At 63.3% G+C, this 14,479-nt stretch carries 14 protein-coding genes and 1 riboswitch; of the genes, 9 read left to right on the top strand and 5 right to left on the bottom strand.

Annotated features, from left to right (window positions below; genetic code table 11):
- Positions 1–256: 256 nt before the first annotated feature.
- The 3 genes from GVL04_RS21185 to GVL04_RS21175 all read right to left on the bottom strand — a co-directional run bounded on the left by GVL04_RS21185 (position 257) and on the right by GVL04_RS21175 (position 3,413).
- Entirely contained in the window at positions 257–1,456 is a 1,200-nt protein-coding gene (locus GVL04_RS21185) for a cation:proton antiporter (protein ID WP_159708202.1), read from the bottom strand.
- Positions 1,457–1,461: 5 nt separating this feature from the next.
- Complete coding sequence (locus GVL04_RS21180) at positions 1,462–1,944, bottom strand: cation:proton antiporter regulatory subunit (RefSeq protein WP_089596429.1); 483 nt, start codon at positions 1,942–1,944, stop codon at positions 1,462–1,464.
- A gap of 65 nt (positions 1,945–2,009) precedes the next feature.
- Entirely contained in the window at positions 2,010–3,413 is a 1,404-nt protein-coding gene (locus GVL04_RS21175) for an MFS transporter (protein WP_159708200.1), read from the bottom strand.
- 202 nt (positions 3,414–3,615) lie between these two features.
- On the opposite strand from GVL04_RS21175, the gene GVL04_RS21170 reads away from it, so the two are divergent.
- Genes GVL04_RS21170 through mnhG form a run of 6 tightly spaced genes read left to right on the top strand, consistent with a single transcriptional unit; the run spans position 3,616 to position 9,930 of the window.
- Complete coding sequence (locus tag GVL04_RS21170) at positions 3,616–6,633, top strand: Na+/H+ antiporter subunit A (protein ID WP_159708198.1); 3,018 nt, start codon at positions 3,616–3,618, stop codon at positions 6,631–6,633.
- A complete protein-coding gene (locus GVL04_RS21165) occupies positions 6,630–7,130 on the top strand; it encodes a Na(+)/H(+) antiporter subunit C (protein ID WP_159708196.1) in 501 nt (166 codons plus the stop codon). The genes GVL04_RS21170 and GVL04_RS21165 overlap by 4 nt, the downstream gene beginning before the upstream one ends.
- Complete coding sequence (locus GVL04_RS21160; protein WP_159708194.1) at positions 7,127–8,710, top strand: Na+/H+ antiporter subunit D; 1,584 nt, start codon at positions 7,127–7,129, stop codon at positions 8,708–8,710. Before GVL04_RS21165 ends, GVL04_RS21160 begins: the two co-directional genes overlap by 4 nt.
- A complete protein-coding gene (locus tag GVL04_RS21155) occupies positions 8,707–9,273 on the top strand; it encodes a Na+/H+ antiporter subunit E (protein ID WP_159708192.1) in 567 nt (188 codons plus the stop codon). Before GVL04_RS21160 ends, GVL04_RS21155 begins: the two co-directional genes overlap by 4 nt.
- Positions 9,270–9,548, top strand: coding sequence for a monovalent cation/H+ antiporter complex subunit F (locus tag GVL04_RS21150; protein WP_159708190.1), 279 nt, complete (start codon positions 9,270–9,272; stop codon positions 9,546–9,548). Before GVL04_RS21155 ends, GVL04_RS21150 begins: the two co-directional genes overlap by 4 nt.
- Positions 9,538–9,930: a monovalent cation/H(+) antiporter subunit G gene (gene mnhG / locus GVL04_RS21145; protein WP_159708188.1), complete on the top strand. Its 393-nt coding sequence runs from the start codon at positions 9,538–9,540 to the stop codon at positions 9,928–9,930. Before GVL04_RS21150 ends, mnhG begins: the two co-directional genes overlap by 11 nt.
- 87 nt (positions 9,931–10,017) lie before the next feature.
- Here mnhG and GVL04_RS21140 read toward each other — a convergent pair whose 3' ends face one another.
- Positions 10,018–10,278: a DUF4235 domain-containing protein gene (locus tag GVL04_RS21140; protein WP_159708186.1), complete on the bottom strand. Its 261-nt coding sequence runs from the start codon at positions 10,276–10,278 to the stop codon at positions 10,018–10,020.
- Between the two features lie 36 nt (positions 10,279–10,314).
- Positions 10,315–11,007, bottom strand: a complete 693-nt coding sequence (locus GVL04_RS21135) for an NUDIX domain-containing protein (RefSeq protein WP_159708184.1) — start codon at positions 11,005–11,007, stop codon at positions 10,315–10,317.
- A gap of 233 nt (positions 11,008–11,240) precedes the next feature.
- Positions 11,241–11,377: riboswitch (TPP riboswitch) on the top strand.
- 77 nt (positions 11,378–11,454) lie between these two features.
- Here GVL04_RS21135 and GVL04_RS21130 point away from each other — a divergent pair.
- The 3 genes from GVL04_RS21130 to GVL04_RS21120 are packed head-to-tail and all read left to right on the top strand — an operon-like array spanning position 11,455 to position 14,458.
- Entirely contained in the window at positions 11,455–12,075 is a 621-nt protein-coding gene (locus GVL04_RS21130) for an ECF transporter S component (RefSeq protein ID WP_159708182.1), read from the top strand.
- Positions 12,075–13,667, top strand: coding sequence for an ABC transporter ATP-binding protein (locus tag GVL04_RS21125; RefSeq protein WP_159708180.1), 1,593 nt, complete (start codon positions 12,075–12,077; stop codon positions 13,665–13,667). Before GVL04_RS21130 ends, GVL04_RS21125 begins: the two co-directional genes overlap by 1 nt.
- Positions 13,664–14,458 carry an energy-coupling factor transporter transmembrane protein EcfT gene (locus GVL04_RS21120; protein WP_159708178.1) on the top strand — a complete coding sequence of 265 codons (795 nt, stop codon included), beginning with the start codon at positions 13,664–13,666 and terminating at the stop codon, positions 14,456–14,458. Before GVL04_RS21125 ends, GVL04_RS21120 begins: the two co-directional genes overlap by 4 nt.
- The last annotated feature ends 21 nt before the right edge of the window (positions 14,459–14,479 follow it).

The raw sequence follows: 14,479 nt of genomic DNA, 5'->3' as shown, positions 1-14,479 counted from the left end.
CGGTGGGGGTGTGGGAGGCCACCGAAGGGTTAGCTCTCGCCTCTATGGGCGCTTCATTCGGCTGAGATGTCGCCCCTCGGCGGGGGCATGGGAGGCCACCGAAGGGTGAGATGTCGCCCCTGGGAGGCCACCGAAGGGTTAGCTCTCGCCTCTTTGGGGCGCCCTTTGGGGTGAGATGTCGCCCCTCGGCGTGGGGGATAGGGGTGAGATCTGACCTCTCGCGAGCAGAGCCTGGGTGAGGGCAGAGCGGCTGGCCCTAGGCGGGGGCCCGCTCAGGTGTCCGGGGTGGGGCACCGGGTGTCTTCCGGAGGGCTTTGACCACGGGCTCCACAAACCTGGCGGCCAGCGGACCAAGGATGGCCATGATGAGGACGTAGGCCGTGGCAAGTGCTGCGAGCTCGTCGGGAACGGCGCCCGAAGCAACAGCAAGGCCGGCGATGACGATGGAGAACTCGCCGCGGGCAATAAGGGCGGCTCCTGCGCGGAAGCGGCCGGGCACAGCGATGCCTGCCCGCTTAGCAGCCCAGAACCCCGTGATCATCTTGGTAGCTGACGTGAGGACGGCCAGCACAAGAGCCCAGCCCAGGACGGGCGGGATGGACGTGGGATCGGTGTTGAGACCGAACGCCACAAAGAAGATTGCAGCGAACAGATCCCGCAGTGGCTCGAGGATCCGCGTTGCATTGTGGGCAGTCGCGCCGGAGATGGCGATGCCCAACATGAAGGCACCGACGGCAGCGGAAACCTGAAGCGCGGAAGCGATACCGGCCACCAGCAGCGCGAGCCCGAGGACGTTCAGCAGGAACACCTCGGAGTTCTCGCTATGAACGGCTTGCGAGACCCGGTGGCCGTGCTTGAGGGCGATGACCAGCACCACGGTGACCACGGCAAGGGCAATTCCTACGGTCTGCAATCCGCCGAGGAAGCCAACGCCCGCCAGGATGGCCGTGAGGATCGGCAGGTAGATGGCCATGGCCAGGTCTTCGAAAACGAGGATGGACAGGACCACCGGCGTTTCGCGGTTACCGATACGTCCGAGGTCGGTGATGACTTTCGCGGCGATGCCTGACGACGAGATATAAGTAACGCCACCCATGACGATGGCACCCACAAGTCCCCAACCAAGAAGGACTGCCAACCCTGCACCCGGGATGAAGTTGAGGACGAAATCCATGACGCCGGCCTGCCAGGATCGCCGGAGCCCGGTGACGAGCTCCGACGCCGTATATTCCAGTCCGAGCATAAGCAACAGAAGAATGACTCCGATTTCGCCGGAGAGATGGGCGAACTCGTGCATGCCGTCCAACTTGACGAAGCCGCCGGCACCGAATGCCAAGCCACCCACCAGGTAAAGAGGGATGGGGGACATGCCGATTCGACCCGCTAATCGAGCCAGGAGACCGAGGCAGAAGACGACGGCCCCCAGTTCAACGAGGGCTAGTGCGAGCGGATCCATCCCGGTCAGCCGTTGCGGAGGATGTCGGCTGCCGAGTCAAGACCTTCCTGCGTGCCGACCGCTACGAGCAAATCGCCGGTGTGAAGTACGACGTCGGGTGCTGGCGAGGGGACGACCTCGCCTTCGCGCATGATCGCCACGATCGAGACACCGCTGCGGGTTCGGATCTGCGCCTTGCCCATGGGTTGATTCACGAACGGGGAGTCAGGGGTGATGGAGAACTGGCGGGTGACGATGCCGGGAATCTCGCGATGCTCTTCCGCCAGACGCATCGCAATGTGCTGGCCGCCCAGGAGATTCCCGAGAGTGGATGCTTCATCCGCCGTCAAGGGAATAGACGCCTGGCAAGTGTCAGGGTCATCCCATGTTGAAACGAAAAGTTCGGTTTCGCCTTCGCGAAGTTCCACTACACCGATACGACGACCCGAGGCCGTGACGAAGTCCTTGCGGACCCCAAGGCCCGGGAGTTCGGTCTCATCCACGTTCATAGCTCCACCCTAAACTCTGTTGAACAGGTCCGGTACGTTGTTCACCATCAACCGGTCCTATGAAGTTAACGCTCTGGTACTACAGCTATTTCCACTTTCGCTGGCGGCTTGACGGGCAGGATCACCAAGAGGCCCGCAAGGAGAACCACCATGATTCCCAGGATGCCCCAACGCTGGGCTTCTCCCTCGGCAACCAAGGGAGCCGCAATGGCGATGCAGAGGGTGAAGAGCGTGGGCGCCAGGAAACTGACAGCCCGACCGGTAGTGGCGTACAAGCCAAAGAGTTCGCCGGCTTCGCCTTCCGGGGCAAGCCTGGCCAGGTACGCCCGCGAGGATGATTGGGCAGGGCCTACGAACAGGCAAAGCAAGAGGCCAAAGATCCAGAAAGTGTTGCTCCCGGGCCATTCGTTGCCCAAGAAGACGTAGTCACCATTGCCCAGGATCAGAATGAAAGTTCCCGCGATGAGGAGGCCAACCAGCGAGAGGACAATGACGGCCTTGGGCCCGATCCGGTCGTCCAGGAAGCCACCAATGATGGCGCCGACCGCGGCGACGACGTTGCCGAAGATGGCGAAGAAGATGACGTCCTTGAGCTCGAAACCGAACGTGCCGGCAGCGATGACGCCACCGAAGGTAAACACGGCAGCGAGGCCATCGCGGAAGATGGCGCTGGAGAGCAGGAAGTAGATGGTGTGCGGGCTGGTCCGGTAGATGGCGCCGATGCGGCGGATGAGTAACCGGTAGGAGGCCAGGAATCCCAAGGATGCGGTGGCCTTCTTTGCCGGAACTTCGGGGACCGCGAACATCACTGGGAGGGCAAAAATGAAGAACCACAGAGCCGAGAAGACGGCCACGAGCCGGATGTTGAGGGAGTCCTGCGTGGATGCACCAAACCAGTCGAAGGACGGCTGGACGAACAGCTGCAGAACAAGCAGAAGAGCCACGATTCCGCCCAGATATCCCATCGCCCACCCAAAACCGCTCACCTTGCCGATGTTTTTTGGGGTGGAGATCTGCGCCAGCATGGCGTTGTAGTTCACGCCGGCGAACTCAAAGAAGACGTTGCCCAAGGCGATGAGGCAAACACCCAGCAGGAGGAACTCGGGCCGGGGGAAGACAAAGAAGCACAGCGCCGTGAGCACGGCCGTAGCAGCTGTGTTGACTCCGAGCCACAACTTGCGTCGGCCACCGGCGTCCGAGCGCTGCCCCGTGACAGGAGCCAGCAGCGCAATGGCCAGGCCTGCGATGGCCAGGGCGGCGCCGAGGGCGGCTGATGCGGCATCTTCTCCGCCAAATGCGTTGGAGGTGAGGTACACCGTGAAAACGAACGTGGTCATGACTGCGTTGAAAGCAGCCGAGCCCCAGTCCCAGGAGGCCCACGCAAGGATTTGACCCTTCTTGGAGGCGACAGGTCCGGAGGCGAGCTCGGACGTCGGGTGGGAGGCTTCGGGAACTGCGGCCGCGTTCATAGCTTGAATGCTATAGCGGCGGGGAGAACGGTGTGCAGATGACAGACCGCGTTGTGGAGAACAGGGATTGAAACGTAACCTCCGGCCCGCTTCTTTGGCCAAAAACTGTCCGTCCCCCTTGATAAACTAGCTAAACCGAACCCAACGTATGACCGCCTGCTCCAACTTTTGACAATTCGTTCCTGACTTTGCGGAGATAACAGTGATCACAGTTCTCGCCATCACCTTTGTAGCGGCAACTGTGGCGCCCTTGATCTTCAGCAAACTGGGCAGAAACGCGTTCTACGCACTGGCAGCGGTTCCGGCAGGCGCCTTCATTTGGCTGCTCTTCCAGTACGGGCCCGTATATTCCGGTGGCGGCATAGAAGAAGTCCTGCCATGGATCCCCAGCCTTAAGCTGGAGCTGGCCTTCCGCATGGATCCGTTGGCGTGGGTCATGTCCCTCCTGATCCTCGGAGTGGGCTCATTGGTGCTGGTCTATTGTGCCCGCTACTTCAAAAACACTGACGCGGACCTCGGTGGCTTCGGTGCCCAGCTCCTCGCTTTCGCCGGAGCCATGTTCGGCCTGGTGACTTCCGATGACCTCCTGATGCTGTTCATCTTCTGGGAACTCACCACCATCCTGTCCTACCTGCTGATCGGCTATGCACGCACCCGTTTGGCCGCACGCCGCTCGGCGTTGCAAGCGCTCATGGTCACCACCGCCGGTGGCCTCGCGATGCTTGTGGGTCTGATCATCCTGGGCCAGGCAGCCGGGACCTACCGCATGTCAGCCATCCTGGACCAAGCCGGGACGCTCATTGCAGGACCCATGCAAGGAGCGGTGACTGCCGCCGTCGTGCTTGTCCTGGCAGGTGCCGTGACCAAATCGGCGCTTGTTCCCTTCCACTTCTGGCTTCCCGGAGCGATGGCCGCTCCCACGCCGGTGAGCGCCTACCTGCATGCTGCGGCCATGGTGAAGGCCGGTATCTACATCGTCGCGCGCCTTGCGCCGGGCTTTTCCGAGTCGGAGTTCTGGCTGCCGGTGGTCCTGGGACTGGGGTTGGCCACCATGCTCGTGGGCGGTTACCGCGCTCTTCGACAGACTGACATCAAGCTCATCCTTGCCTATGGAACGGTCAGCCAGCTCGGCTTCCTCACCATGGTGGTGGGCCTGGGCCGACCGGATGCCGCCCTTGCCGGGCTGGGGCTGCTGCTCGCCCACGGCTTGTTCAAAGCGGCGCTGTTCCTGGTGGTGGGCATCATCGACCACCAATCGGGAACGCGTGATATCCGTAAGCTCTCCGGTGTCTTCCGTTCTTCGCGGGCACTGGGCGTCGTGGCAGCAATCGCCGCCGCGTCCATGGCCGGCGTGCCACCATTGGCGGGCTTTGTAGCCAAGGAATCGGTCTTCGAAGCGTTCGTCCATTACGGCACAGGGCAGGACGCGCCCGCATGGGGTATCTGGATCCTGGTGGGACTGGTGATCGGATCGATCCTCACCTTCGCCTACAGCGCCCGCTTCATGTGGGGCGCGTTCGCCACCAAACCAGGCGTGGAACCCACGCCGTTCAAACCCATTAAGCCCGCGTTCCTTGCCGCGCCGGCCGTTTTGAGCGTCCTCACCATCGCCTACGGTGTGTGGCCCGCGCCGGTGGACACGTGGATCCAGCCTTACGCGGCGTTGTTCGCCGATCGTCCGGACGCCGTCGACGCCGGACACCTGGCTTTGTGGCACGGCGTCACCCCGGCGTTGGGCCTGACTGCGATTACCTTCGCGGCCGGTGCTGCGATGTTCTACGGACGGAACCTGGTTTCCCGGGCACAGAGCCTGGTGCCCGATTGGGTGGACGGGGACCGCGCCTACCAACACACCATCGGCGCCTTGGACGACATCGCGGTTTGGGTCACGGGCCGCACGCAGCGTGGTTCGCTGTACTTCTACCTGACGGTGATCCTGACCGTCGCCTTCGCGGTGCCGTTGGCGGCATTGATCGCGGCCAACAAGCCCCTTCCGGAAGGCATCTACTTCATCGACCCGAACTCTCCTCTGCAGATGGTTGCCGGGGCGGGAATTGTTGTGGGTGCCTTGGCCGCCGTCCGAGCCAACAAGCGTTTCCTCGCTGTGCTCATGGTGTCCGTGACCGGTTACGGCATTGCCCTCATGTTTGCTTTGCAGGGCGCTCCGGACCTTGCACTGACCCAGATGCTGGTGGAAACCATCGTGCTGGTGGCGTTCGTCCTCGCCATGCGCAGCCTTCCCGCTGAGCTGAGGGACAGGACAGGTGGCAGGCTCCGGGTCATCCGGGTGATCATCGGCGCGGCCTTCGGCATCACCATGATATTCGTGGCCATCTACGCCATGGGTGCCCGCGTAGCCACACCGATCTCACTGGACTTCCCACGTCTGGCCTACGAAGGCGGCGGTGGCCTGAATGTGGTCAACGTGACCCTCGTGGATATCCGCGCCTGGGATACCTTCGGGGAGATTTCGGTCCTCGCGATCGCCGCCACCGGTGTTGCCAGCCTGATCTTCGTCCGCAGCCGCGGCGACCGAATCAAGACCTCAGAGGCCGTGCCGGAAGGCAGCGTAGGGCGCCGGACCGGCGTCGACCGTGACTCCCGCGACGGCGCCACTCTGGCCGTGGCCAAGAAGTTCACGGACGTAAGCCGCGACGCGTGGCTGGTGGCAGGACGCACCCTTGCGCCCGAACGACGCTCCATCATCTTCGAAGTGGTGACAAGGCTGATCTTCCACTCGATGATTGTCTTCTCCATCTACCTGCTCCTCGCTGGCCATAACCTGCCAGGCGGTGGCTTCGCCGGCGGCCTGACCGCAGGCCTCGCCCTGACAATCCGCTACCTCGCGGGCGGTCGGTTCGAGTTGAGCGAGGCAGCGACAGTCAGTGCTGGAACCCTCTTGGGGACGGGACTTGCGACGGCGGCCGCCTCAGGGCTGGTGCCGCTCTTCCTCGGCGGACAGGTGTTCCAGAGCGCGATCATCGAGTTTTGGCTGCCGGTCTTCGGGGACGTCAAGTTTGTCACCTCCACCATCTTCGACATCGGCGTATACATCGTGGTGGTGGGCCTGGCGCTCGACGTCCTCCGCAGCCTCGGTGCCGAAATCGATGAGCATTTTGAAGGCCAAGGGGCGCCCCTCGCAGAGGAAGATGCCGCCGGGCACGCCGAACTTGCCGAAGAAGCCGCTGAATCCGCTGCGTCCGGGAAAGGTACCGCATGAGCATCAACCTGACCCTGCTGATCGTCATGGGCGTCCTCTACGCCTGCGGCATCTACTTGATCCTGGAGCGCAGCCTGACCCGGGTGCTGTTGGGTTTGATGCTGCTGGCCAACGCCACCAACATCCTGATCCTGACTACCGGGGGATACGCCGGACTGGCTCCGTTGTTCACTAAGGAAACCAACCCGGACAGCTACAACGATCCTCTTCCGCAGGCATTGATCCTGACGTCGATTGTCATTTCCTTCGCTGTTACGGCCTTCATGCTGGGCATCATCTACCGGACATGGGTCCTGGCACGCCAGGACGAGATCCAGGACGACCTTGAGGACCGCCGCGTGGCCGAGACTCCGAGCTTCGACGCCGAAGATGACGCCATTGTGCCCTTGGAAACGTCTGAATTCGCCGTCACCCCCGCCAGCACCTCGGACCACGAACACCCGGAAGCGACCGAGACTCCGAATACGTCGACAACCCAGGAAGGAGGCAGCGCGTGAACCTCGCAAACCTGTCGCCGCTAGCTGTCCTCCTGCCGATACTGGGTGCCGCGCTGGCGTTCCTGCTGATCCGGCACCACACCGCGCAGCGAGTGGTGAGCATCGGCATCCTGAGTGCAACACTTCTGCTCGAATGCCTGCTCCTGATGTCAGTGTGGGACGGCGGCACGACGTCAGTCACGCTGGGCGGATGGCTGCCACCGTGGGGCGTGGTCCTGGTGGTGGACCAGTTCTCCTCGCTGATGCTGGTTGTTTCCACCGTGGTGAGCCTCGCGGTGCTGATCTATGCCACCGGCCAGGGCATGGCCGACGGCGACCAGGAAGCACCTGTCTCGATCTTCCACCCGACCTACCTGATCCTGGTGGCCGGGGTGTCCAACGCGTTCCTCACCGGCGACCTCTTCAACCTCTACGTGGGCTTCGAGATCCTGCTGACGGCAAGCTACGTCCTGATGACCTTGGGTGGGACAGGCCCGCGCATCCGAGCCGGGGTCACCTACGTTGTGGTTTCCGTGGTGTCGTCCGTGCTGTTCCTCATTGCCATCGCAATGATCTATGGGGCCACCGGGACCATCACCATGGCCGACCTCGCCATCAAACTGGCCGAACTGGACCAAGGCACCCAAAACCTCCTGCACGTGATGCTGCTGGTGGCCTTCGGCATCAAGGCCGCTGTGTTTCCGCTGTCCTTCTGGCTCCCGGACTCCTATCCCACCGCGCCTGCTCCTGTCACTGCCGTGTTCGCCGGGTTGCTGACCAAAGTGGGTGTCTACGCCATGGTCCGGACGGAGACACTCTTGTTCCCGGGGGACACCCTGAACGTTCCGCTCATGGTCGTGGCATTATTGACCATGGTGGTGGGCATATTGGGTGCCTTGGCCCAGAGCGACATCAAACGTCTCCTGTCCTTCACCCTTGTGAGTCACATTGGGTACATGGTGTTTGGCCTGGCCATGAGTTCAGTTGCCGGGCTGGGCGCTGCAGTCTTCTACGTTGCCCACCACATCACCGTGCAGACCAGCCTGTTCCTGGTCACAGGTCTCATAGAACGCAGGGGCGGAAGCTCGTCCATTGACCGCCTGGGTGGACTGGCCAAGCTCTCACCGCTGCTGGCCCTGCTGTTCTTTGTTCCGGCAATGAACCTCGCGGGTATTCCACCGTTCTCGGGCTTCCTGGGAAAGTTGGGTCTCCTGCAGGCCGGCGTGGAACTTGGAACACCTCTGGCCATCACCCTGGTGGTGGGCGGCGTGGTCACCAGCCTTCTGACGCTGCTGGCAATCGCGCGTGTCTGGAACAGGGCCTTCTGGCGCAAGCCCGAGGACGCTGAGTACCCTGACCCGGTGCTCCAGACCCCGGGCAATGTAGGGGTTCTGCCGCGGACCATGGTCGGCTCTACGGCCGGCCTTGTGGTGTTCGGCGTTGCGCTGACGGTCTTCGCCGGCCCGCTTTTCCGGGTGGCAGACGGCTCCGCAGGAATCATGCTGGACCGCTCGGCCTATATCCACTCGGTCCTGGGCGATTCCGTTGAGGTGCCGCCCCTTGCGCAACCGGATGAAGCGCAGACGGGTGGTGCCAAATGAGCCGCAAACCGATTTCGTTCCGCACCGAGCTGCCGCTGCTCATTTGGTTGGTCATCGTCTGGGGCGCGCTGTGGCGGGACTTCAGCCCGGGCAACCTCCTGTTCGGTGCCCTGATCGCAGTGCTGGTGGCCAAGCTGTTCTACCTCCCGCCGGTGGAGTTGAGCGGCCGGTTCAACGTACTTCGCGCCATTCCCTTCGCGCTGATGTTCCTCGCCAAAGTGGTGGCAGCGAGCTTCCTGGTCCTGTTCCTGGCTGTGGCAAAAGGTCCCAAGGTGCGCAGCGCCGTCGTCGCTGTTCCGTTGCGGAGCCATTCAGACCTGATGGTAACTGCCACCGGGCACGTCATCTCGCTGATTCCCGGTTCCCTTGTGGTGGAGGTGGACCGGTCGACGTCCACGCTCTACCTGCACGCTCTCAACATTTATGAAGAAGCGGACATCGACAAAATTCGCGACGAAGTCCAAACCATCGAAGCGCGGCTGATCCGGATCATGGGCACGCGCGAAGAAGTCGAAGCACTGAAGGCCGAAATACGTCCGGGCATGGAAGGGGCAACGCGATGAAGGAAACCATTCTCGTGGTCACGGCTGTGATCCTCAGCCTGGCTGCGGCAGGTGCGATCGTCCGCATAGCCATCGGCCCATCCCTGCTGGACCGAGTGCTGGCATCAGACGTCCTGCTGGCAATCCTGGGTGCTGCACTGGCGATCGACATGGCGATGAACAGGCACCTCAACAACCTGATGCTGCTGGTAGCCCTGGCTGTGATTGGGTTTATCGGATCGGTGACGGTTGCCCGGTTCGTGGCGGAACGGAGGGAACAGAACAATGAGTCCTGATCCCACCGGCGTAGATGTCGTGATCGATGCTGTGACCGCCGTGTTCCTGGTGGTGGGTGCCCTGATGTCCTTGGGTGCTGCTATCGGCTTGCTCCGCTTTCCGGACCTCATGAGCCGCATGCACGCTGCCACCAAGCCGCAGGTACTGGGTTTGTTCCTCATGCTGGCCGCCATCGGCCTTCAAATGCGCACGTGGTGGGTGTGGCCGGTCCTGCTGGTGGCATGGATCTTCCAGTTGCTGACGGCGCCCGTTTCTGCCCACATGGTGGGTCGCTCCGCCTACCGCACCAAGCACGGTCACCGCGAGATGCTCACCAAAGATGAACTCGAGGCAGTGGTTCAACGGGCGGCCGCCGGGCAAGAGCCTGGCAACGACCGCTGATCGGCTGTCAGGGGAACGACTGATAGGCAAAAACAAGCGCGGGGCCACTGATGGTGGCCCCGCGCTTGTTTGTTGTCCGGGTGATGCCTAGACGATGTCCTTGGATTTGGCGAAGCGGGCGATGGCGCGCTGCGTGCCGCGGCTGGCGAGAACCTGGATGAGGGTGCTCACGAACGCAGAGATCAAGGCGAATGTCAGGGCCGAGCGCAGGCTCGTTTCCATGTCATCGTTGCCTGTGGGTGGCTTGTTGCCGGTGGCTTTTTCCCACCCTTTGTTGACGAGTTTGGTTCCGACGAAGCCCGCTCCGAGGCTCACTCCGGTACCCAGCAGCTTGAAGAAGAGGTTCATGTCCCCAGCCTAGCCGCAAAGGCCGGGCGGACACCGCTAGCGGCGGTTTTCCCGTTCCTTCAGGAAAGCGGCCATGGAACCCACCGGGGCAAGCACCGGAACGACGGCGTGCTCCGCGGACCAGACCTCTTCCACCGAGCCGAACTCGGCGATTTCCTTCAGCAGGTAGTAGGTGGGCGGCATCAGTTTCAGCGTGCCGGCAGCCTCTGCCGCCAGAATTCCGTCCACTGGCATCCACAGAGATTTCCAGGCCTCCGTGGTCTGATGCTGGGGCTCAGCCCCTGGGACAGGCTTGGCGACGTAGAAGTAGGTGTCGAAACGCTTGGGCATGTCCGTCGGGGTGATCCAGTTGGCCCATGGGCGGAGGTCAGGGGCGTGGATGCTGAGGCCAGCTTCCTCGTGGACTTCCCGGATTGCGGCTGTGAGGACCGTCCCCGCGCTCGTGGTCGCCTGCGCCGTATTCGCACCGATGGAGCTCTGGCGCCACTGGGCTGCGTGGTGTTGGAGCAGTTCCGCGGGGTAGTCCCAGCCGGACTTGTCCGCAGCATCCACGCGGCCGCCCGGGAACACCACCATGCCGGCAGCAAAGTCCATGGTGCTGACCCTGTGCTGGACGAAGGCTTCGAGTCCGCCGGGGGCGTCGCGGAGAAGTATGACGCTGGCGGCAAGGCGGGGTTCCGGTGCCGTGGTGTCGCTGGCAGCGTGATCCTGCTTGGGTAGGTCCGTCATGAGATGTGCCCCTTTGCCGCGGTCGATTCTGCTGGATCATTCTCTCAGGTCTCGTTGTGGGGCCTGGTGTGCAGGGAATGGCGTGGGTGTGAGGTGTAGAGCGGGCCTCGCAACGCACGCCTGCAACGCACCCGGCCAGGGGCGCGCTGATCCGATTGTGACTACAGGCGGGCAACAGGCCAGCGCCCGCCACGCACGCAGGTGTAAACTGAACCCGCCCATCAGGGCAGATTTGATAACGACAGGGGAGCGCCGCCGTCGGACCCTGCAGAGATGCAGGTGACGCGAGGGCGCTGAGAGTGCGGACAGCCGCAGACCCTCGAACCTGATCCGGTTAGTACCGGCGCAAGGGAGTCGAGCTTCTCAGAGTGTCCGGATCCGGGCGGCGCAAGCCGGCTGGATAATCCGGGTAGCACTTTCCCCTCCTGTACCTCAGGAGGCAGAAAAATGACCACGGTAAACGTGAAGAAGACCAGTTATAACTGGCGTGTTGTAGACATCGTTGTGGCGGCACTGATCGCCATCGCCGGCGGCGTGATCTTCTGGGCCTGGTCCCAGGGCGCCGCATTGGTATCCATCCCCATGAACGCGACCTATCCGCCGCTTACCGGCCTGATCGCCGGTGGCTGGATGATCCCCGCGGTCCTGGGCATGCTCATTATCCGCAAACCGGGCGCAGCGTTGTTCTGCGAAGCCGTCGCTGCCACCGGTGAGCTCATCATGGGCTCGCAGTACGGCACCACCGTGCTGATCTCGGGTGTCCTGCAGGGCCTCGGCGCCGAGCTCATCTTCGCCGCCTTCCGCTACAAGAAGTTCAACCTGCCCACGGCACTCCTCGCCGGCGCGGGCGCTGGCCTCTTCTGCGGCCTGAACGACTCCTTCCTTCCGTGGGGCTGGAACATCGCGTACGAGGCAATTGACAAGCTTGCCTACATCACCTTCACCACCATCTCCGGCGCGATCATCGCAGGCGCACTGTCCTGGATCGCCACCCGGGGCCTGGCGAAGACCGGCGTCCTGAGCTCCTTCGCGTCGCGCAAGGCCGCTTCGGAGCCAGTCTTCAGCTGATGTCCGCGACTCAAAGCGGCACGGTCAGGCCTGCCGCCGTCTCAGCCGAGGGCTGGGGTTGGCGGCATGCAGGCCGGGCCCAACCTGCCATTGCGGGCCTGGACCTCCGGATCGAACCCGGCGAACGGGTGTTGCTGCTGGGTCCTTCGGGCGCCGGCAAATCCACGCTCTTGCATGCCTTGGCCGGCGTCCTGGGCGACGAGGAAGACGACTCGGACGAGACCGGCTCCCTGCTGATCGACGGCGTTGCTCCCCGCGAACAGCGTGGCCGCGCCGGACTCATGCAGCAAGACCCTGAAACCCAAGTGGTCCTCTCGCGCGTGGGTGACGACGTCGCCTTCGGCGCCGAGAACTTGGCCGTGCTGCGGGACGAGATCTGGTCCCGCGTCCATGAAGCGCTCGACGACGTCGGGTTGCGCACCGCAGCAGGCGGCGGATTGGCGTTGGATCACCCGACGGCGGCACTCTCCGGAGGGCAGAAGCAGCGCCTTGCGCTTGCCGGCATTTTGGCGATGCGACCCGGGCTGATCCTGTTGGATGAGCCGACGGCCAACTTGGATCCGGCGGGTGTGCTGGAGGTCCGTGATGCGGTGAAGCGCTGCCTCGACAAGACCGGCGCCACCTTGGTTGTGGTGGAACACCGCGTTTCTGTGTGGAAAGACCTGGTGGACAGGATTGTGGTCCTGCAGCCGGGGTCAGCGGCGGGGGCGAGCGCGGCCTCAGGCGCCGGGCAGGCCGGCGGCGGAGTCCTCTTGGACGGCCCTCCCGAGCAGGTCCTGTCCGAGGCGCGCAGCATGCTGATGGCTGCCGGTGTGTGGGTGCCGGGGTATGTTCCGGCAACCCGGACGCGGCAGAACCGGCCCGAAACTGCCCCACTCCTCCTGGCCGCACAGGACCTCGCAGTATCCCGGGAAAAACCGCGGCGCAAAGGTTTCAAGACCATCCCGCCTGTTCCCGTGCAAACGGGCATCAACGCACAGGTCAGGGCCGGCCAAGCCCTGACCATCACGGGACCGAACGGCGCCGGCAAATCAACTTTTGCACTCACGTTGGCCGGCCTTTTGGCGCCGGTGGCCGGGAAGGTGAGTGCCGCCGTCGAGCTTTCCGAAGGGGTGGGTATTGACCCGTTCAAGTGGAAAGCAGAGCAGTTGATTTCCCGCATCGGGACGGTGTTCCAGGAACCGGAGCACCAGTTCGTCACGGGCAAGGTCCTGGACGAGCTCATGTTTGGCCCCAAGCATTTGGGCCATGGCGAGGAACGCGTGGACGAACTGCTGGAACGGCTGAGGCTGACGCATCTGGTGGACGCCAACCCCTACACGTTGTCCGGCGGGGAAAAACGGCGGCTTTCGGTAGCCACGGTTCTGGCCGCACATCCGAAAGTCCTGGTGCTGGACGAGCCCACATTCGGGCAGGATGCCAACACCTGGGCTGAGTTGGCATCATTCCTTTCGGAGTTGTTGGACGCCGGAACGGCAGTGGTCTCGGTGACGCACGATCAGGAATTCAGTGCCGTGCTCGGGGGAACCGAACTGCGACTCGGACCGGTGACACTGGGCAATATCGCGCATCAGGAAGCGGGTGCGGCATGAGGGACGCACTGAACATCCGTGGAAACCATGCCCTGCTGACGCGTGCAAACCCTTTGGCGAAGTTCGTGTCGGTTTTCCTGATTTCCCTGGTACTGGCCCTGTCCATCGACTGGGTGTCGGCGTCCACGGCGCTGGTTGCGGAACTTGCGCTGTTCCCGCTGGCCGGGCTTACCCTGCGGCTCCTATGGCAGCGCGCTTGGCCCTTGATCATCGCGGCGGCGATCGGCGGCTGGAGCACGGCGATCGTGGCGGCGGACAGCGGCGCTGTACTGCTCGACGTCGGACTCTGGTCCATCAGCGAAGGTTCCCTTGAGCTGGGGCTGGGTTTCATGCTGCGCGGTTTGGCGATCGCCCTCCCGGCGATCCTGCTGATGACCTGCACGGATCCGACCGACCTGGCCGATGCGCTGGCGCAGAAAGCAAAGCTGCCGCACCGCTTTGTCCTGGGGTCCCTGGCAGCCATGCGGCTGGTGGGCCTGATGGCGGAGGAGTGGCAGACCATCGGCATGGCCCGCCGGGCCCGTGGCGTCGGTTCCCAAGGCAGTCCGTTGCAACGGCTGAAGGCCACTCTCGGCCAGAGCTTCGGGCTCTTGGTCCAGGCCGTAAGGAGGGCTTCGCGGCTGGCAGTAACCATGGAAGCGCGAGGCTTCGGCGGAGGTCAGCGAACGTGGGCGCGCGAATCCACATATTCGATGCTGGACGCCTGGGTGGTCCTTGGCGGGGTGATCATCGCGGCGGGTGCAGTCCTGACGGCACTCGGCGCTGGAACCTGGAGTTTCGTCTGGCGCTAGCGCTTTCACGCACTGGCGAGC

The sequence above is a fragment of the Arthrobacter sp. 18067 genome (assembly GCF_902706295.1).
Classification (GTDB): Bacteria; Actinomycetota; Actinomycetes; order Actinomycetales; family Micrococcaceae; genus Arthrobacter.
This window is presented reverse-complemented; position numbering and strand designations above follow the sequence as displayed.

Coding starts and splice junctions, on each gene's coding strand:
- GVL04_RS21185 (WP_159708202.1), bottom strand. CDS start 1,456: ATGGATCCGCTCGCACTAGCCCTCGTTGAACTGGGGGCCGTCGTCTTC.
- GVL04_RS21180 (WP_089596429.1), bottom strand. CDS start 1,944: ATGAACGTGGATGAGACCGAACTCCCGGGCCTTGGGGTCCGCAAGGAC.
- GVL04_RS21175 (WP_159708200.1), bottom strand. CDS start 3,413: ATGAACGCGGCCGCAGTTCCCGAAGCCTCCCACCCGACGTCCGAGCTC.
- GVL04_RS21165 (WP_159708196.1), top strand. CDS start 6,630: ATGAGCATCAACCTGACCCTGCTGATCGTCATGGGCGTCCTCTACGCC.
- GVL04_RS21155 (WP_159708192.1), top strand. CDS start 8,707: ATGAGCCGCAAACCGATTTCGTTCCGCACCGAGCTGCCGCTGCTCATT.
- GVL04_RS21150 (WP_159708190.1), top strand. CDS start 9,270: ATGAAGGAAACCATTCTCGTGGTCACGGCTGTGATCCTCAGCCTGGCT.
- mnhG (WP_159708188.1), top strand. CDS start 9,538: ATGAGTCCTGATCCCACCGGCGTAGATGTCGTGATCGATGCTGTGACC.
- GVL04_RS21140 (WP_159708186.1), bottom strand. CDS start 10,278: ATGAACCTCTTCTTCAAGCTGCTGGGTACCGGAGTGAGCCTCGGAGCG.
- GVL04_RS21135 (WP_159708184.1), bottom strand. CDS start 11,007: ATGACGGACCTACCCAAGCAGGATCACGCTGCCAGCGACACCACGGCA.
- GVL04_RS21130 (WP_159708182.1), top strand. CDS start 11,455: ATGACCACGGTAAACGTGAAGAAGACCAGTTATAACTGGCGTGTTGTA.
- GVL04_RS21125 (WP_159708180.1), top strand. CDS start 12,075: ATGTCCGCGACTCAAAGCGGCACGGTCAGGCCTGCCGCCGTCTCAGCC.
- GVL04_RS21120 (WP_159708178.1), top strand. CDS start 13,664: ATGAGGGACGCACTGAACATCCGTGGAAACCATGCCCTGCTGACGCGT.